The sequence below is a fragment of the Peribacillus sp. NPDC097284 genome (assembly GCF_044761765.1).
In the GTDB taxonomy this organism is placed as follows: Bacteria; Bacillota; Bacilli; order Bacillales; family DSM-1321; genus Peribacillus.
Map to the genome: position 1 here is coordinate 422022 of NZ_JBIWCZ010000001.1, position 19852 is coordinate 441873.

Sequence of the window (19852 nt, forward strand, 5' to 3'; positions counted from 1 at the left end):
GTAATCAGTTACTTTAGCACTATACCCAAATTAAAAAACTTTAAAACTAATAGGTTAAAAGTCTTTGTTTCTTTGTTTTTGGAACCTAAAAAAACCCTTCTGTCTTAAAAGACAAAAGGGTATAAAGCTAAATATGATAGAAAAAATGGCTGCAATAAGTGGCACATGCTGATGATCACTCAGCACTGTATACAAATTTCCGGACAAGAGAAAGGAAATAGAGGGAACCCGTGATGACCAGTACTTCTCGTGCGTTTGTTCTTTGTTTGCCGATTATGATTGCTTTCTGCCAATCCTTCTCCAATTCCCGTTTCTCCTTAGAACAATGTTCATAAAGCGCTTCCGCGTTCGCTGCCCGTTCATGCTTGAATTCAGTAACGGTTATTTGGCTTGCTTCCGTGTCGAGTAGATGAAGCATTGTAGCATAATCCTTATCACGAAACGAACTGAATATAAACCGATAACTATGATCCGGATAGCGTGTCTTTAACGTGTCAAGTAGCACCTCAATACCGGCTGGATTATGCGCCCCATCAATGATGATCAACGGTTCATCGGAAATTATCTCAAAACGGCCATTCCACTGTGCTTCCCCTATCCCCTTCCGAATGCTTTGTTCATGGATGTCCTCTCTTACAATTGTAGCAGCTGCGATGGCCAGTGCCGCATTATTGATTTGATGGCGCCCTAGCATCTTTACCGCTATATTTTCGATGGTGGTATCCTTGAATGAAAAAGAGAAGCTTTGACCGAGTTCATCCTGCTTAATGGCATGTACATGAACGTCTTTATCGATTTGATAATAGGGAACGTCCATGGAACGTGCTTTATCTTCTATCACCTTTGCTGGCTCTTCGGTTGTCACTCCACTGATGATCGGTGCCCCTTTTTTAATGATCCCTGCCTTCTCAAAAGCAATTTCCCCTAGCGTATTACCGAGGATATTCGTATGCTCCAAAGAAATGGAGGTGATGATGGAAAGAAGTGGCTTGACGACATTGGTGGTATCGAGCCTTCCCCCAAGTCCCGTTTCCAGTAAAACCAAATCCGTGCCTTTTTTGCTAAAATAAGAAAAAGCCATCGCTGTCAGGATTTCAAATTGAGTGGGTCCATTTCCTTCACCATCCATCTCTTGTACGATTGGCCACAGTTCTTGAAATCCAGAGACAAAGTCCTCATCGCTGATTTCCTCCCGGTTTATCTTTACCTGCTCATTCAGTCGAATTAAGTATGGGGATGTGAAAGAAGCCACCCGTAGCCCTTCAGCTAAAAGGATTTCCTTTATGAATTGGAGCGTAGAACCTTTGCCATTGGACCCTGCAATATGTATATATTTAAGCCCTACATGGGGGTTTCCTAATTTAGCTAATAATGTTTCCATTCGTGACAAGCCAAAGTTCATACCTAATTGGACCTGTCTTTCTTCAAAAAATCGGTTGATTTCATTCATGTCCGTTACCATTTATCGATAAGCCTCCTCTTTCTTTATACCGCTCTTATGCGTTAAAATTATTTTATCAATATATTAACGATTTACCTAGATGAAAGGTAGTGATTGACCATGAAATCTTCTTCACTCCATTGTTGGATTGTCGTCAACGGCTATTTGCAACATGAAAAGTTTTCTAGCTTGGCTTTATTCATACAAGAGTCCGCTGAAAGAAAAGGGATATCGGCAACACTTGTCCGAAATTCCGACCTGGTTTCCGTTATTGAAAAGGGAACCCCGTATCTAAAAGGAACTGATGGAAAATTACCAGATTTCGTCCTGTTTATGGATAAGGATATTCATTTGGCACGCCATCTGGAACTGCTCGGCCTCCCCGTATATAACAGCAGCTCGGCCATCGATATATGCGATAGCAAGGCCAAAACGCATCAAGCTTTAGCGGGTCACGGCATCCCGATGCCAAAAACCCTGTTTCCCCCGTTTACTTATGAAGGAATAGAAAGAAAGAACCTGGATGCATTCAAAAAAATCGGCAATGAGCTTGGCTACCCCCTCGTTGTAAAAGAAGCATACGGTTCATTCGGGGAACAGGTGTATTTAATTCCTACGGAGGATGAATTTATGGAAACGGTGAAAAAGCTTGGGCACCGGCCTTTTATTATGCAGGAATTCATTGAGCATAGTAAAGGCCGGGATATCCGTGTCAATGTCGTCGGCAATCAAGTCATCGCTTCCATGCAACGGAAGTCCGAGCATGATTTCCGAGCAAACATGACAGCTGGTGGAACAGCCTTCCCCTACACACCCACCAAGGCAGAAAGTGATCTTGCCATCCGTTGCGCTACTCTATTGGGTGCGGATTTTGCCGGGGTAGATTTGCTGTTCGGAGAAGATGGCCCGCTATTATGTGAAGTGAACTCGAACTCGCACTTGCTTAATATTTACGAATGTACGGGCATTAATATTGCTGACAGCATGTTTGATTATGTGGTGGATGTATTCGAAAGAAAGGGATTCCAATGAAAAAGCATACAGGCTGGCTGATTTATAACCAAGAAGATGCCGCAAAAAACAGGGGATACATAGATTGGATGCTGGAAGAGGCCAAAAATCTCGACCTAGATTTGCGTTTATATTATCGCGACCACCTACAAATCGGTCACCGTTCGAATCAATTGTATGTCGTACATAAGCTCGAACCGATAGATTTGCCTGATTTTGCGATAGTCCGGACCATCGATCCTTTCTTCACCAAACAATTGGAAAGGCTACATATCACATGCTTCAACTCTTCTTTCATCTCGGAAATCGTGAATGACAAAGCAAAGACGCATCAATATGTGACTTCTATCGGCATTCCAATGTCAGATACAGTTTATTGCTATGGTAATCCCTCAACAAGCGATATGGAATTACCATTCATTGCGAAAGACGTTCATGGACGTGGTGGAAAACAGGTTTACTTGATTGAACATGAAAAAGACTTGAGAGAACTGCCTAACGCAAAATGGATCGTTCAAAAACCGGGTGTATTCGGAAAGGATATCCGTGTCTTTGTCATTGGGAACAGAATCATTGCAGCTGTCCTTAGAGAGTCCTCTTCTAACTTCAAGGCCAATTACACGTTAGGCGGATCTGCTTCGTTATATGAGCTGTCAGCTGCCGAACGGACACTTGTAGAACGGGTAATCGCTGCCTTTGACTTTGGCATGGTCGGGATCGATTTCATTTTCGCCGAAGATGGCAGCCTCATGCTCAATGAAATTGAAGATGTAGTGGGAAGCAGAACGTTAAGTGCGCTCAGTAATCTTAATATTGTAAAAGAGTATCTATTGTTTATAAAAGAGAAACTATCGGTTAAGTAACAAATAAAAGGATGAACCAGCTTCTTACATAGCCGGTTCATCCTTTTTTGTTTTTTTAAAGCTGTTTCAATTCATTGATTCTATGAATAACAGAATCACGTTTCTCACTATAGTCTTTTTCTTTGGCACGTTCTTCTTCAATGACACTTGCTGGCGCTTTTTTGACGAAGCCTTCGTTGCCTAGTTTTTTCTGTACGCGTTCTACTTCTTTATTAAGTTTGTCGAGTTCCTTTTCAAGACGTTTCACTTCTTCGTCGATATTGATCAGTCCTGTTAGTGGAAGGATCAGTTCAACACCCGTAACCACAGCTGTCATGGCTTGTGCTGGTTCTTCGACATCGATGCCGATTGTCAATTGTTCAGGATTACAGAAGCGCTCGATATAGCTGCTGTTTTTTTCTAATGTTTCTAAAATGGACTCATCTTTTGCTTTTAGAATCAAGTTGATTTTTTTGCTTAAAGGCGTGTTGACTTCAGAACGGATATTCCGGACTGAACGGATGATTTCAACAAGCAGTTTCATTTCCTCCGCTGCAGCTGTATCCGTTAACTCTTCCTTCACTTCAGGCCATGCAGCAACCGTGATTGATTCGCCTTGGTGCGGAAGGTTTTGCCAAATTTCTTCCGTTATGAACGGCATGAATGGGTGAAGCAATCTCATCGTGTTATCTAGCACGTATGCAAGAATCGAACGAGTCGTTTTCTTCGCCGCTTCGTCTTCGCCATATAGCGGAAGTTTAGCCATTTCAATATACCAGTCACAGAAATCATCCCAAATGAAATTATAAAGCACGCGACCCACTTCACCGAATTCATAACGGTCCGCAAGTCTTGTCACGTTTGAAATCGTTTCATTCAATCGAGTAAGGATCCATTTATCAGCAACGGACTTTTCACCGCTTAAATCGATTTCATCATAGGTCATGCCATTCATGTTCATTAAGGCAAAACGGGAGGCATTCCAGATCTTATTGGAGAAATTCCATACCGCTTCCACTTTTTCCGTGCTGTAACGAAGATCTTGCCCTGGTGAGCTTCCTGTTGAAAGGAAGTAACGTAGCGAATCTGCACCATATTGGTCGATGACATCCATTGGATCGACACCATTGCCAAGCGATTTACTCATCTTGCGTCCCTGTTCATCACGAACAAGACCATGGATCAGAACGTCTTCGAATGGGCGCTCTCCCGTAAATTCAAGCGCTTGGAAAATCATCCGTGATACCCAGAAGAAAATGATATCATATCCTGTTACAAGTGCTCCGGTCGGATAGTAACGTTTGAAATCGATGCTTTCCTTGTCCGGCCAGCCCATAGTCGAGAACGGCCATAGTGCGGAGCTGAACCACGTGTCCAGGACGTCTGTATCCTGTTCCCAGTTCTGTGCATCAGCAGGTGCTTCCTGTCCCACGTATACCTCGCCTGTCTCTTTATGGTACCAGGCCGGGATGCGGTGACCCCACCAAAGTTGACGGGAAATACACCAATCGCGGATATTTTCCATCCAGTGCAGATATGTTTTCTCGAAACGATCCGGAACGAAGTTGACCTTTTCATCCTCGGATTTCTTTTGAAGGTCAACCGATGCATCAGCAAGAGGCTGCATTTTAACGAACCATTGAGTAGAAAGATATGGTTCTACAACTGCTCCGCTACGCTCTGAATGGCCAACAGAGTGAAGGTGGTCTTCAATTTTGAAGAGTACTCCAGCTTCTTGCAAGTCTTTGACGATTTGCTTACGGCATTCGAAACGGTCCATTCCTTCATATTTACCGGCCTTCTCATTCATCGAACCATCTTCATGCATGACAAGGATGCGTTCTAGATTATGACGGTTTCCGATTTCAAAGTCATTAGGGTCATGAGCCGGTGTAATTTTAACGGCACCCGAACCGAAATCCATATCCACATAATCATCGCCAACGATCGGAATTTCACGACCTGTGATTGGCAGACGAACCATTTTCCCGATTAAATGCTTGTAACGGTCATCTTTAGGATGTACCGCAACTGCCGTATCACCAAGCATCGTTTCTGGACGGGTTGTCGCAATTTCAATTTCTCCCGATCCGTCAACTAGCGGGTATTTCATATGATAGAATGCACCTTGAATATCTTTGTAGATTACTTCGATATCAGAAATGGCCGTTTTCGTCGATGGGTCCCAGTTAATGATATATTCGCCACGATAAATCAATCCTTTTTTATAAAGGGTAACGAATACTTCATTGACCGCTTTAGAAAGACCTTCATCTAGCGTGAAGCGTTCGCGGGTATAGTCAAGGCCAAGACCAAGTTTTGCCCATTGTTCACGGATATGGCTTGCATATTCCTCTTTCCATTTCCATGTTTCTTCCACGAATTTCTCACGACCTAGGTCATAGCGGCTAACGCCTTCAGCACGAAGCTTTTGTTCCACTTTCGCCTGTGTTGCGATACCGGCATGGTCCATACCAGGAAGCCATAGCACGTCATATCCTTGCATACGCTTCATACGTGTCAAGATATCTTGTAGTGTTGTATCCCAAGCATGACCAAGATGTAGCTTACCTGTTACGTTTGGTGGAGGGATGACGATTGTATACGGTTCTTTTTTATCATCACCTGTTGTTTCAAAGTACTTCCCATCAAGCCACCATTTATAACGGCCTTTCTCTATCGTTTGCGGATCATATTTTGTTGGCATCGAAATTTGGTTTTCTTCCATGTTGTTTTCCTCCTTTTGGGCATAAAAAAAACTTCCATCATCATAAAAGGACGAAGGAAGTTGTTCGCGGTGCCACCTTTTTTCCGAAAAAGAAAGAAATCTTTTCTCGGCTCTCAAATCGGATAACGGCTCTTCACCGGCCTTCGCTACTAACTATTCACGAAGACTGCTCGCGGACGACTTCTGATGCTGCCTGCTTAGAAACCTCGCACCAATGGTTTCCTCTCTGAAAAGGGCATTTCATCTTACTATTTCCGGTCTTTACATTCATTTATATTCATATGTAAAATCATTAATTGCATATAGTATATAGTACAAAAAAAAGGGGGGTCGAGTCAATCATCTTTTCGTTTACTTTCGTAAGTATGGCCCTATTCACTAAGGGAGGCTCACAAGAACAGAGCGATCTTCCTATTATACCATCAACGTTTCATGATGTTCCGCATTTCTCACATGTTTCGCAGCCCTCCCATACAATAAAAGAAGTCCTACAAAGGAAGGTGCAATCTTGAGACGAAAATACTCACCTTATACGTTGCCACCTTGGATGAAAAAGTTCCGCGGTGTTTGTCAGCAATTCATTGTCCCCTTCATTGTTTTTCAAGGAATACGTACGTTAATATTTCCAACTTTCTTCGATATGCTCCTGTTGGTCGCCTTTATTTTCTTAGCCATGTCTTTATATTTAGAATGGATATAATTATTCCCCTACAACAAAAAAATATACATGATTGGATATTCATCCATTCATGTATATTTAGCTTGGGGGCGATTGTTCCTCTTTGGCCGCCTCGGCAGCCGCTTTTTTCTGTTTTTCGACTTCCTCGACCTTCATCACCATATATTCCACATTCTTCAAAAGCCAGAATTGTCGTTGCAACTTCGTGACATTATCCAGTTCCGTCCTTAGACCTTTACCCTCGGAATAGTTCTTCACCACATCCAGTGCTGATCCCGGGAAAGCCAAATAACTTTGCATCAGCAGCATTTCCTCTTCTTTCAAAGGAAAGAAACGAAGATAATTATAAAGCCAATCGACGCAATCATCACATTGGACTGGATAGGTCCTCGCCGTTTTGACGAGAAAAGGTAGTAAGTCAAAATGGGGAGGGGCCGTATTCGAATTCTCGAAATTGATAAAGTAACCATATCCTCGTTCATCATATACAAAGTGCTTCAATGAAACCTTTCCGTGGGTGAGGACGGTCCTTACTTTTTCACTTTCCTTTGTCTTTTCGAACCATGTTTCAAACTTTTTGATAGAGTAGTTCAATGCCTGGGTGATATCCGTAAAAAAGGTGCAGACCGACATCTCAAATGGAGACATATACCACTTTCTTTCACAGGTGACAATGTACTCCTCCATAAAGTCCTTCTGCGTATTCCACTCACTCAGCGTTCTTTCATAATGAGCTTCCCGCTCCTCTGTATCCACCTCTGTTTCTTTCACAGACAGTGTATGCATCCGTGCAAGTTCTCTGAACATTTGCTTATGTTTCTCATCACGTTCGCCATTTTCTTCATTATTCAACCAAGGCATCAGGTAATATAATCGGCCATTATGAAGCACAGCATAGCGCTGGTCCATCGTTTGGTAAATAGGCACAATTCGGTTATATCCCCGGTGATACAATGTTTGGATATTTCGGATAAAGTCCATTCCATTGTGGGGCGTAATCGATTTCAAGGCAAAGGTACCACGGTCGCTATACACTTTTTTCACTCGTCCAAAGTCCTCGATATATTGTACATAAAGCGCGTATTCTTTTAAGACATAGGCTGAATCACTATCCTGAATATTCTTTTGTTGATTCTCGTTTTCCCTCACGAGACTCACTCACTTTCTTTTTAAAAAAGCTCGCCAATCGTTTGAAATGCAAGATAAAGCAGGAGCAGAGCCAAGGCCCTGCTTTCTGCTTGTGATTAGTTTTTGTAAGCAATGGACTTTGGAATGTAAATGACTTGCCCTTCGGTAACGCTCTGATTGCCTTCTAGTTCATTACTAAGAAGCAAGGATTGTACCGTGACGCCATAACGCTGGGCCAGATCATCTATCGTTTCCCCCTGCTGTACAATACAGACCTTCATCCTGACCAATTCTTCTTCCTGCTTTCTTCCGAAAAGATCCATGATGGTGTGTTGCTTATCCGTATTATCCTGGTTTTCTTTTTCACCTTGTTCGGCATTTTGCTTTTTTCTGCCTTTATAATTTTTCATTTCTTTTGCCTGTTTTTCTGGTTTTTCTCTTCTTTTGAATAGATCGGTCAAAGATGAAAGGGATTCCGGATCCTTTTCGAGGCTTGAGGATTCATTCTCATCACTAAGATTGTCATCTTGCCTATTGACGATGACATCCTGTTCTTGATGAGGCGAACCCGGAATTTTAACCACTGGCACATTTTCCACATCGGTCAAATAAACGGAGCCTTCCTTTTCTTCTTCTATTTCAGCGACTTTTCTTTTCACTTCGGTTTCAATACGTTTTCCTTTTTTATCTTCTATCTCAGCCACTCTTCTTTTGACCTGTTCCTCGATGTTCCCTTTGTTCTCTGCATCTTTTTTTGCCTCGATTTCATCCACTCGCCTATTGACCTGTTCCTCGATACTTTCTCCTTTTCCTCCCTCTATCTCATCCACCCTTCTTTTAACCTGCTCTTCAATTCTTCCTCCTTTTTCTGTCTCAAACGATGCTGGCCACTTTTCCTTGGAAACAGGAGTCTCATTTTTCTCTTCCTCAATTTCAATTACTCTTCTTTTCACTTGCGTCTCTATGTCGTTATCCTGTCTGTTGACCTCGGCTTCCCACTGCATCTCCTCAGGAAATGGGGATACAGGAATTTCAAAAACAGGGGCGTTATGTTGATGGTTGCTTAGGTATACCGGTTCCTCTTCTTCATCCTCTTTTGCTTCCGCGACTCGTTTTGCTTCTGCGGAAAATGGCGTATATAGATCACTTTGCTCGTCATTGCGGAAGACATGATGGAAATCAGGGACGGGTGGTTCTGCAGCCGCATATGGAACGTATGATTCATTTTCGTCATCTGATTCCTCAAGAAACTCAGTCTCCTCGGTCTCTTGCTCTACTTCCATGCGCTCTTCCACATAGGAATCATTGTAAATACCGGTTATCAACAAATCCGCCTGTAATTTTAGGCAGTTATGTTCAGGCAGGGCATAGTCAAAACTCTGAATCGTGATATCGATTTCCTCCAATGAGGAGATTCGGTTATTCGGTATCGTTATATCAACCGGAAATCGGTGTGTGAATTCATTGAGACCATCTGGATGCCTCTCAACCTTTTGAACGGCTTTCGGCAAAAAGCTTTGAGGAAATTCCTCATAATCACCGTTTTGCGAGTCTTTGTATTCACCACTTAAATCTAATGAACCCCGGATAAACACATATTGATCGCTTTCCTGGATCGTCACATTTGGATCGAGGGATATGGAATAGAGCTCAGCCACTTCCTGTCCCTTATGAAACCAAACGGACTCTTCCAAAGAAAATCGCAAATACGATTCGTTTTCTTGCGACAAGACAACTCCTCCTTTCAGCTTCAGAAAAACAGTACCTATACCAATAACAATCTATGAGGAAAGGGAAATGATTATTCCTTTAATCAATGGGAAAAATGGATGAATGAATCGAACAAACGGTTGAACGGAGGGGGGAAATCATCACAAATAAAAAAGGGCTTCCCCGGAATGGGGAAACCCTTACGATTATTTTTTCAATGTAGCGAAAGCTTTTTCAGCTGCTGCGATTGTTTTTTCAATGTCTTCATCGCTATGAGCCGTTGATAGGAATAAGCCTTCGTATTGAGAAGGCGGAAGATAAATCCCTTGGTTCGCCATTTCCCGGTAGTACGATGCAAAAAACTCTAAATCAGATGTTTTGGCTGTATCATAGTTCACTACATCTTCATTTGTAAAGAAAAGTCCGATCATGGAACCGGCACGGTTAAATGTATAGGGAATGCCATATTGTTTCGCCGCTTCTCCGATTCCTTTTTCAAGCATATCGCCTTTACGGGTAAACTCATCATACGATTCAGGTGTCAATTGACTCAGGGTTTCAAGTCCTGCTGTCATTGCAAGCGGGTTACCAGATAATGTACCTGCTTGATAAATATTACCGCTTGGCGCTACTTGCTCCATGATTTTACGTTTGCCGCCGAAAGCTCCGACAGGTAAACCGCCGCCGATCACTTTACCTAGGCAAGTCAAGTCCGGATCAACCCCGAAATAGCCTTGAGCACAGTTATAACCTACTCGGAAGCCTGTCATGACTTCATCAAAGATCAATAAGGATCCGTATTGGGTCGTCAAGTCACGTAGTCCTTCAAGGAAACCAGGTTGTGGCGGTACGACTCCCATATTCCCTGCAACCGGCTCGACGATTATACAGGCGATATCTTCACCAAACTGTTCGAACGCGTATTTAGTGGCTGCAAGATCATTATATGGTACCGTGATGGTATTCTTTGCAATTCCTTCAGGCACTCCTGGACTATCAGGTAAGCCGAGCGTAGCCACACCAGAGCCGGCCTTAATCAGCAAGGAATCACCATGTCCATGATAAGACCCTTCAAATTTCAGGATTTTATCGCGGCCTGTATAGCCACGCGCCAATCTCAATGCACTCATCGTAGCTTCTGTTCCTGAAGAAACCATTCGGATCATTTCGATTGAAGGGACCCTCTCGATGACTAGCTTAGCCAGTTCATTTTCAATCAGTGTAGAAGTACCGAAGCTTGTACCTGATTCAGCTACCTTTTTCAATGCCTCAACTACACGGTCATTCGTGTGACCAAGAATAAGTGGCCCCCATGAAAGAACGTAGTCAATATATTCGTTGCCATCAATATCATAGAGTTTGGATCCTTTCCCCCGTTCCATGAAAATGGGATCCATATCCACTGACTTGAAGGCACGGACAGGACTGTTTACGCCCCCTGGCATCAGGTCTTTAGCTTCGGCAAACGCCTTTTTTGAGTTTTCGTATGAACGCATGTATCCGTCCCCTTTTCTCTAATAAACTATATTATTTTTTCCTCACTTATTATCTTCATCGATCCAACGGGCTACATCTTTTGAAAAATAAGTAATGATCAAGTCAGAACCTGCTCGTTTGAAGCCTGTCATCATTTCCATTACGATTGATTTTTCATCGATCCAGCCGTTTTGGGCGGCAGCCTTCACCATTGAATATTCCCCACTTACGTTATAAGCCACAATCGGAAGTGTGAAGGTATTTTTCATGTCCCTGATGACATCCATGTAGGAAAGAGCTGGTTTCACGATTAAGAAGTCGGCTCCTTCTTCTACATCGGATTCTGCTTCACGGAAAGCTTCTAGACGGTTAGCCGGGTCCATTTGGTACGTTTTCCGGTCGCCGAACTGAGGAGCCCCATTCGCCGCATCACGGAAAGGACCATAAAAAGCGGACGAATATTTCACAGCATAAGACATGATCGGGATATCTTCGTAACCCGCTTCATCTAGTCCTGCACGGATGGCCGCAACAAATCCATCCATCATATTAGAAGGGGCAATGATATCTGCACCTGCTTCTGCTTGGCTGATGGCCGTTTTGGCAAGAAGGTCAAGTGACGCATCATTTAAGATTTTGTCTCCCTCAACTACTCCACAGTGACCATGGCTTGTGTATTCACATAAGCATGTGTCGGCAATGACCATGACTTCAGGGTATTGTTTTTTGATGAGTCGGGTCGCTTGTTGGACAAGTCCATTATGATGAAAGGCTCCAGTGCCTTGTTCATCCTTATCATGTTCAAATGGAACACCGAATAAAATGACTGATTTAATGCCAAGACCCACGACCTCATCCATCTCTGCCGCTAGATTATCCATCGAAAGCTGGTAAATTCCTGGCATGGAGGCGATTTCCGTCTTTATGTTCTCGCCGTCGATGATGAAAATCGGGTAGATTAAATCCTCTTTATGTACGTATGTTTCACGGACCAAAGCCCTCATGCCGGCACTTACACGCAGGCGGCGGTGACGATTGAATAAAATATCTTTCATTTTATGGTTCCTCCTTTAGGATTCTTTTTAACAATATATCGTACTACTTCCTCAACCATCGCTTCTGTTGTATAGACATCAGGACAGACAGAAACATGTAAACCATTTCTCGATGCCGTCCTGGCACAAATCGGTCCGATACAAGCAATGACAAGATCTTTTATGTATGTATTCAATTCATATTGTTCAATGATCTGTATAAAGTGATTCACCGTGGAAGAGCTTGTAAAGGTGATGATATCCACTTTCCCGTTCAAGATTAATTGGACCAGTTGTCTTTCGCTTTCTTGTGGAAGTATGGTGTGATAGATAATCATTTCATCACACGATGCACTCGTTTCATTAATGGCCTCCGCTATGACCGTCCTTGCGAGGTTCCCTTTCGCAAGGAGGACACGTTCACCGGGTTCGAGGTGAGTAATAAACTCCGAAACAAAACTTTCTGCAACATATTCGGATGGAACAAAATCCGCTTCATATCCATACACGTTCAAAGCCTCTTCCGTTTTGGATCCAATGACGGCTATTTTCGGAAGCACCACATGTTGTTGCTTGCCGAGCAGCCTGAACAAAAAATCCACACCATTCTTGCTCGTTAATATGACCCAGTCATAGCTGCTCAATCGATTCAACCGTTCTTGAACCTCTTCCAGATTTTCTGGAAGGGTAAACTCAAGCAACGGCACCATCAGAGGAGTTCCCCCATTTTTTTTCACTAAGGTTTGCAAACCCTCAGCTTGCCCTTTCCCTCTGGTGATTAAAACCTGATAATCTTTAAGAGGCAAAAACGGCTTCATTACTGATCAAGCTCCTCTTTTACACGATCAATCAACTCTTTGCCACCGAATTCACTAATCAATCTAGCAGCTTCAAGGCCAACAGCTTCAGGATTTGGGCCCTCAGCCATTTCTTTATAAATCACTTTACCATCCGGGGAAGCGACTAAAGCTGTTAAGGAAACATCTCCATTGTCTTTTGCAACTGCCAATCCTGCAATCGGCACCTGGCAGCCACCTTCCATTTTATCTAAAAAGGCACGTTCAGCTTCTACGGTCTTTTTCGTATTTTCACACGTGAATTTAGCAAGCTCAGACAATAAATCATGATCATCTGCACGGCACTCAATGGAAAGAGCTCCTTGGCCAACAGCCGGTAAACAAATGTCTTCATCTAAAAATTCCGTTACGACGTCTTTCTTCCAACCCATTCTAGCAAGACCTGCAGCAGCTAGAATGATGGCGTCATACTCTTCATTTTTTAGTTTATCCAAACGGGTATCAATATTCCCGCGAATCCATTTAATTTCAAGATCCGGTCTTCTTGACAAGATTTGGGCACTGCGACGCAAACTGCTTGTTCCAACAATAGAGCCCGGTTTCAATTCAGAAAGCTTTTCATGATTCTTTGAAATCAATGCATCACGGTGATCTTCTCTTGGTGGAATGCAGCCAATCGTCAATCCTTCTGGAAGCACCGCTGGCATATCCTTCATGCTATGTACAGCCATATCAATTTCCTTATTCAGCATGGCCTGTTCGATTTCTTTAACAAATAGTCCCTTACCGCCTACTTTCGAAAGCGTCACATCTAGGATTTGGTCACCTTTCGTGACTATTTCCTTCACTTCGAACTCGTAGGGAAGGCCAAGTTCCTTAAGTTGATTAATCACCCAATTCGTTTGGGTAATCGCTAGTTTACTACGTCTAGAACCGACAATGATTTTTCTCATAGTTTCCTCCTATGTATTCCAAACATGGAATGATGAAAGACTTCCAAAAAGGAAAAAGTTAATTAATACAATCATGAAGAATCCAATATTCAAAAAGGCCAAAGCCCTGCCATAAACCTGTTTTCGGATTTTCAAGTATAAATAAACACTGTATCCTATCAATATAACAAACGAACCGATAATTTTCATATCCAACCAAGAAACACCTGGTAATTTAAGATTGGCCCACTGAATGCCCAGTATCAAAGATACCCCCAATAACGGAACGCCGATTACAGCGAGAACATACGACAGATTTTCAAGCTTCGTCAAATCACCCAGTCGAAGCAACCGCTTACCCCATTTCTTTCGCTTCAATAAGTCATATTGAATCAAGTAGAGTAAGGAAAACACGAATGAAAGAGTAAAAGCACTATAAGATAGTAAGGCAAACGTGATATGAATAAATAAAAGCTCAGAAACCAGCTGTTGTGCAAGGACTTCCGATTCTATCTGGACAGGGGCAAACGTATGGATGGCCATCACCATGAACCCAAGTAGATTAGTAAAGAATACGATAAAATCGACACGTAACAACCGGTTAATGATCAATGATAATGAAACGAGGAGCCAAGCATAAAAATATAGCCCTTCGAAAATCGTCAAGATTGGAAATCTTCCCGTTTTCATTACATAAAGAAATAAAAAAATTGTTTGCAGTACCCAAACAATAGAAAGCAACCAGAAGGCGATTTTATTAGCCTTCTGGTTATTATTTAGAAAATCGAAGAAATATAAAAGCATACTGACGGCATATAACAATACAGTACCTTCATGTAACCTTGTCATTAGTAATTCCATATCTACCTCATTAATGGACAGGAACTGGATTTAGTAGAGAAGACTTCGCATGTGCCTTTTCAGTTTCATTGTCCTCTACCATCTTTTCTTCAACCAATTCCTCTAAATGAAAGATTTTCACAAAATTATTCAATTGTTCTTTTGCATTTGGTTCCTCTGCCAGTTCTTTGGCATATAAAATCGGATCCCTCAGCATTTGATTAATGATGCTCTTCGTATGTTTGTTCAATACTTTTATATCACGTTCACTCAAGTGTGGGAGCTTTCTTTCAATGCTCTCCATCGTTTCCTTTTGAATCGATAACGATTTTTCCCGTAGGGACGAAATGACTGGAACCACACCAAGCAAATTCATCCACTGATTAAATTCAACAATCTCGAATTCAATCATTAAGCCAATCTTTTCAGCAGCTTTCTTACGTTCTTCGATATTCGCTTGTACGATTCCTTCAAGGTCATCGATGTCGTATAGGAATACGTTTTCCAGTTCAGCCAACGTTGGATCCAAGTCACGTGGAACAGCGATATCCACCATGAAGATAGGACGGCCTTTGCGAAGCTTGTTCACAAATGTCATCATTTCTTTTGTGACGAGAAGGTCTTTCGATCCAGTGGACGTGATTAAGATATCCGCTTCCACCAATGCACATTGCAGTTCCTGAAGCTGTTTTGCATCTCCATTAAATCTCTCAGCTAAATCAACCGCCTTCTGATAAGTACGATTGATGACAGTAATGTTATCCGCACCATTACTGTGAAGATTTTGAATCGCCAATTCACCCATTTTACCTGCTCCGAGAATCAGCACATTCTTGCCACTTAAGCTTCCAAAGATTTTCTTCGCCAATTCAACGGCCGCATAGCTCACGGAAACTGCATTCGTATTGATTTCCGTTTCCGAATGGGCTTTCTTGGCCAGTGTAAGGGCTTGCTTGAAAAGATGATTAGAAACCGTTCCTATTGTATCTTCCTTCTGTCCCAACATATAACTCGAGCGAACTTGTCCCAAAATCTGCGTTTCCCCAAGAATCATGGAGTTCAGGCCACATGTAACTGAAAATAAATGCTCAACAGCAGCGTCCCCTTCATAGAAAAACAGATATTTAGAAAACTCCTCTTTATCGATGTGAAACCACTCAGAAAGGAATTCCTTAATATAGTATCGGCTAGTATGAAGTTGATCACCTACCGCATATATTTCCGTTCTATTGCATGTGGAAATAATGACATTCTCCAAAATACTTTTTTTATTTTTAAGAGCTTTCATTGCCTCGGCAAGTTCGGCTTCATTAAACGACAATTTTTCCCGAATTTCTACAGGGGCAGTTTTGTAATTGATACCAACCGCTAGAATATGCATCTTTTCTTTTGCACCCCCAAAATTTTTCATGTACCTTCATTATACCATGTACAAAAACTGAAACAAAAAAATATATGAACAGTTTATGAACGTATGCTACCATAATAAGAAAGCTTGTTCACCAACTAATATAGTGAATGTATAAGCCGTATTTTTATATTAAATACATATTTCGACATTGTGTACAAAAGAACCATATCAAAAATACCAATAAACTTCAAGTAATCGAATTGATAGGAGGATAAAATGAAAAAGCAACGAATTTTTCCCGGAATCATTTTAATCGGTTTCGGACTTTATTTTTTTCTTGAACATTCACGAATTGAAATTTTCCCAGGTTTCTTTAGCTGGCCTACACTATTATGTATTGTCGGTATTGCCTTTTTAATCCAGGCCTACAGTGGGAGTGAGTATGAATCCATACTTCCCGGTGTCATCCTGCTCGGATTCGGCGCCCATTTCCATATCGCCAATAACCTCGAGATTTGGCCGGATAGCCTTGGTATCTTTATTTTAATCATTTCTCTAGGTTTTATTCTTAGGACACGTAAAACGAATACAGGCATGATGCACGGGATGATTTTATTCTTCATAGCGATCCTCACTTTGTTTTATGACAAAATCACCTCATCTTTCGGAATACTGGAAACAGGAACCTATAATATAGAAAAATTTTGGCCATTTGTTTTAATCGCAATTGGTGTGTATATCTTACTTCGAAGAAAATGAAAAAGGCCTCCCCGATGGGAGACCTTTTTTCATTAAGAAGAGAAGGGCATTCCACTTAGGGAATGTCCTTTAGCTCTTACATGTATTTCTTCAAAACGCCCCAGACTTGTTCTTTACCTTCTCCGGTTTCACCTGAGAAAAGAAGCAATTCATCTTCTTTTTCCAGATTAAGCGTTTGGCGTGTGATTTTAAGATGTTTTTGCCATTTCCCTTTTGGGATTTTGTCCGCTTTCGTCGCTATCACGATTCTTGGCAAATCGTAATGCTTCAGGAACTCATACATGGCTATATCATCTTTAGTCGGCGGATGGCGTAAATCAACAACCAGTATCGCTGCACGAAGCTGTTCACGGGAGGTGAAATATGTTTCAATCATTCTCCCCCACGCATCACGTTCGCTTTTAGAAACCTTTGCATACCCGTAACCAGGTACATCCACAAAATGCATGGCTTCATTTATGATATAGAAATTCAGCGTTTGCGTCTTTCCTGGCTTGGAAGAAGTCCGCGCTAAATTTTTTCGATTGATCAATTTATTGATGAAACTTGATTTCCCGACATTGGAACGACCGGCTAAGGCAAATTCCGGAATGGGGGTGTTAGGATATTGTTCAGGCTTAACGGCACTGATGACAATATCTGAACTTGTTACTTTCATTCATCCACACCTACCAATGCATGTTCTAGGACTTCATCAACATGTGAAACTGGAACAAATATTAATTCTTTACGGACACTTTCCGGGATATCATCAATATCCTTTTCGTTATCTTGCGGGATGATGATTTTCGTAAGTCCTGCCCGATGAGCCGCTAAGGATTTTTCCTTAAGGCCACCAATTGGGAGAACCCGTCCGCGTAATGTAATTTCGCCTGTCATGCCTACCTCTTTTCTGATCGGCCTATTAGTTAGAGCCGATATTAACGCTGTTGCAATCGTGATGCCTGCAGATGGACCATCCTTAGGAACGGCTCCTTCCGGAACATGGATATGGATATCGTACTTTTCATGGAAGTTCGTATCGATGTGGAGTTTCTCGGTCTTCGAACGTACATAACTGAAAGCAGCCTGAGCTGATTCTTTCATGACGTCGCCAAGTTTCCCAGTCAAAATGAGCTTTCCTTTTCCTGGTGATAAAGATACTTCGATCTGTAACGTATCCCCTCCGACGGAAGTGTATGCCAATCCATTAGCGACACCGATTTGGTTTTCTATCTCCGCTTGTCCATAATGGAACATCGTTTTCCCTAAAAACTCCTCGACATTCTTATCAGAAATCACGACTCGTTTTTTCTCACCGGAAACGATGATCTTCGCCGTTTTCCTGCAAATACTGGCAAGCTGCCGTTCTAGACTACGGACACCGGCTTCCCGAGTATAATAACGAATGATCTTAGTAAGGGCTTCTTCACGGATTTGCAGTTGTGTCTTCAATAGACCATGATTCTCCAACTGTCTAGGCAGTAGGTGATCCTTGGCGATATGAAGCTTCTCTATTTCAGTATAACCTGCAATCGAAATGATTTCCATACGATCACGAAGCGGTCCTGGAATTGTTGAAAGATTATTGGCTGTCGCAACGAACATAACTTTAGAAAGATTATACGTCTCTTCAATATAATGGTCACTGAAGTTATGGTTTTGTTCCGGGTCAAGCACTTCTAACATCGCGGCCGATGGGTCTCCCCTAAAGTCATTGGACATCTTATCCACTTCATCCAGTAAAAATACCGGATTAATCGTGCCCGCCTTTTTCATCCCTTGGATGATTCTACCTGGCATGGCCCCTACATATGTGCGGCGGTGTCCCCGGATTTCCGATTCATCACGCACGCCACCTAGGGAAATTCGAACAAACTTCCGGTTCAATGATGAGGCAATCGACTTAGCCAAGCTTGTTTTTCCGACGCCTGGAGGACCTACCAAACAAAGAATCGGTCCCTTTAACGAATTAGTCAGCTGCTGGACAGCCAAGTATTCAAGCACCCGTTCTTTGACCTTTTCCAATCCATAATGGTCACGGTTAAGGATTTTTTCCGCTTTATGAATATTAAGATCATCTTTCGTGGCATTCGACCATGGAAGCGATATTAACCATTCGATGTAATTGCGGATAACGGAGCTTTCAGCTGAACTGGATGGTACTTTTTCATACCGGTCGAGTTCTTTTAAAGCCGTTTCTTTAATATGCGCTGGCATATCAGCTTCTTCTATTTTTTCAGTAAGAACGGCGATTTCTCCTGTCTTACCTTCTTTATCCCCTAGTTCCTTCTGGATGGCCTTCATTTGTTCACGTAGATAATATTCTTTTTGTGTCCGTTCCATGGATCGCTTGACACGCTGACCGATCTTTTTCTCCAGGAAAAGGACTTCCTTTTCGTTATTGATGATTTCAATCACCCGGCTTAAGCGCTCTTTCATATCAATGGTCTCAAGCACTTCTTGCTTCTCTTTCAATTTAAGAGGCAAATGGGAGGCGATGATATCAGCCAATCTACCCGGTTCTTCAATATCTGAAGTGGAAGAGAACGTTTCACCGGTTATTTTTTTGGACATCTTTATGTATTGTTCAAAATAATCCAGCAAGGTGCGCATTAACGCTTGATGTTCCGCATCTTTTTCATCGCTGTCTTCATATATTTTAACCTTCGCACCATAGTGTGTCTCATAATCATAAAATTCACTAACCTCTGCCCGGTTTAAACCTTCCACTAAAACACGGATGGTACCATTTGGAAGTTTCAGCATCTGTTTTACTTTTGTTAATGTACCCATGGTAAATAAATCTTCTTCACCAGGTTCATCCAACGTCACATCTTTCTGTGTCGTCAAAAATATAAGATGGTCTTCCACCATTGCTTTCTCAAGGGCTTGTACCGATTTATCTCGGCCCACATCTAAATGAAGTACCATTGTTGGATATACAAGCAGTCCTCTTAGCGGCAGGAGGGGAACGATGATTTCTTGATCAGTCATTTCCTGACACCTCCAAATTTAGTATCGTCGTTGTAAACTAATTACCCAAGTTATCAACCTTTTAACAATTCTATCCTATTTATATAGAAGTGTCTATTTGTTTACCTTAACAGGTATAATTGCTTTTATTATCTCCAATTTCCGAGGA

Annotated in this window: 16 protein-coding genes and 1 other annotated feature; of the genes, 4 read left to right on the plus strand and 12 right to left on the minus strand. The window is 42.1% G+C overall.

The annotated features are described in order from the left end of the window. Positions 1 to 175: 175 nt before the first annotated feature. Positions 176 to 1462, minus strand: a complete 1287-nt coding sequence (locus ACIQXU_RS02185) for a bifunctional folylpolyglutamate synthase/dihydrofolate synthase (RefSeq protein ID WP_402986479.1) — start codon at positions 1460 to 1462, stop codon at positions 176 to 178. 99 nt (positions 1463 to 1561) lie between these two features. Between ACIQXU_RS02185 and ACIQXU_RS02190 the strand changes: the two genes are divergently transcribed. Together ACIQXU_RS02190 and ACIQXU_RS02195 are read left to right on the plus strand one after the other, a co-directional pair. After that, complete coding sequence (locus ACIQXU_RS02190) at positions 1562 to 2473, plus strand: ATP-grasp domain-containing protein (protein WP_402986480.1); 912 nt, start codon at positions 1562 to 1564, stop codon at positions 2471 to 2473. Beyond that, positions 2470 to 3315, plus strand: coding sequence for an ATP-grasp domain-containing protein (locus tag ACIQXU_RS02195; RefSeq protein ID WP_402986483.1), 846 nt, complete (start codon positions 2470 to 2472; stop codon positions 3313 to 3315). The genes ACIQXU_RS02190 and ACIQXU_RS02195 overlap by 4 nt, the downstream gene beginning before the upstream one ends. Positions 3316 to 3370: 55 nt before the next feature. Here the strand turns inward: ACIQXU_RS02195 and ACIQXU_RS02200 are convergent, their stop codons facing one another. Further along, positions 3371 to 6022 carry a valine--tRNA ligase gene (locus ACIQXU_RS02200; RefSeq protein WP_402958145.1) on the minus strand — a complete coding sequence of 884 codons (2652 nt, stop codon included), beginning with the start codon at positions 6020 to 6022 and terminating at the stop codon, positions 3371 to 3373. Positions 6023 to 6065: 43 nt separating this feature from the next. Then, positions 6066 to 6293 (minus strand) — a binding site (T-box leader). 276 nt (positions 6294 to 6569) lie between these two features. Between ACIQXU_RS02200 and ACIQXU_RS02205 the strand changes: the two genes are divergently transcribed. Beyond that, entirely contained in the window at positions 6570 to 6722 is a 153-nt protein-coding gene (locus ACIQXU_RS02205; RefSeq protein WP_402875862.1) for a hypothetical protein, read from the plus strand. 57 nt (positions 6723 to 6779) lie between these two features. Here ACIQXU_RS02205 and ysxE read toward each other — a convergent pair whose 3' ends face one another. The 8 genes from ysxE to hemA form a co-directional block, all read right to left on the minus strand. Beyond that, positions 6780 to 7850, minus strand: coding sequence for a spore coat protein YsxE (ysxE, locus tag ACIQXU_RS02210; RefSeq protein WP_402958140.1), 1071 nt, complete (start codon positions 7848 to 7850; stop codon positions 6780 to 6782). A gap of 95 nt (positions 7851 to 7945) precedes the next feature. Continuing rightward, positions 7946 to 9559: a LysM peptidoglycan-binding domain-containing protein gene (locus ACIQXU_RS02215; RefSeq protein ID WP_402986486.1), complete on the minus strand. Its 1614-nt coding sequence runs from the start codon at positions 9557 to 9559 to the stop codon at positions 7946 to 7948. A gap of 186 nt (positions 9560 to 9745) precedes the next feature. Continuing rightward, entirely contained in the window at positions 9746 to 11035 is a 1290-nt protein-coding gene (hemL, locus tag ACIQXU_RS02220; RefSeq protein WP_402875844.1) for a glutamate-1-semialdehyde 2,1-aminomutase, read from the minus strand. Between the two features lie 42 nt (positions 11036 to 11077). After that, entirely contained in the window at positions 11078 to 12070 is a 993-nt protein-coding gene (hemB, locus tag ACIQXU_RS02225) for a porphobilinogen synthase (RefSeq protein ID WP_402986488.1), read from the minus strand. Continuing rightward, the gene (locus tag ACIQXU_RS02230; RefSeq protein WP_402986491.1) at positions 12067 to 12867 is read right to left on the minus strand and encodes a uroporphyrinogen-III synthase; all 801 of its coding nucleotides are present in this window, start codon (positions 12865 to 12867) and stop codon (positions 12067 to 12069) included. The genes hemB and ACIQXU_RS02230 overlap by 4 nt, the downstream gene beginning before the upstream one ends. Next, positions 12867 to 13799, minus strand: coding sequence for a hydroxymethylbilane synthase (gene hemC / locus ACIQXU_RS02235; RefSeq protein WP_402875850.1), 933 nt, complete (start codon positions 13797 to 13799; stop codon positions 12867 to 12869). Before hemC ends, ACIQXU_RS02230 begins: the two co-directional genes overlap by 1 nt. A 9-nt stretch (positions 13800 to 13808) precedes the next feature. Next, positions 13809 to 14639, minus strand: a complete 831-nt coding sequence (locus tag ACIQXU_RS02240) for a cytochrome C assembly family protein (RefSeq protein ID WP_402986494.1) — start codon at positions 14637 to 14639, stop codon at positions 13809 to 13811. Between the two features lie 10 nt (positions 14640 to 14649). Next, on the minus strand, positions 14650 to 15999 hold the full coding sequence (gene hemA, locus ACIQXU_RS02245; protein ID WP_402987351.1) for a glutamyl-tRNA reductase: 1350 nt from the start codon (positions 15997 to 15999) through the stop codon (positions 14650 to 14652). Positions 16000 to 16245: 246 nt separating this feature from the next. On the opposite strand from hemA, the gene ACIQXU_RS02250 reads away from it, so the two are divergent. Beyond that, positions 16246 to 16728, plus strand: a complete 483-nt coding sequence (locus ACIQXU_RS02250) for a LiaI-LiaF-like domain-containing protein (protein ID WP_402875857.1) — start codon at positions 16246 to 16248, stop codon at positions 16726 to 16728. 76 nt (positions 16729 to 16804) lie between these two features. Here ACIQXU_RS02250 and yihA read toward each other — a convergent pair whose 3' ends face one another. Then, complete coding sequence (gene yihA, locus ACIQXU_RS02255) at positions 16805 to 17386, minus strand: ribosome biogenesis GTP-binding protein YihA/YsxC (protein ID WP_402874633.1); 582 nt, start codon at positions 17384 to 17386, stop codon at positions 16805 to 16807. Next, positions 17383 to 19704 (minus strand): endopeptidase La, encoded by a 2322-nt coding sequence (lon, locus tag ACIQXU_RS02260; protein WP_402986497.1) that lies wholly within the window; start codon positions 19702 to 19704, stop codon positions 17383 to 17385. The genes yihA and lon overlap by 4 nt, the downstream gene beginning before the upstream one ends. Positions 19705 to 19852 lie beyond the last annotated feature (148 nt).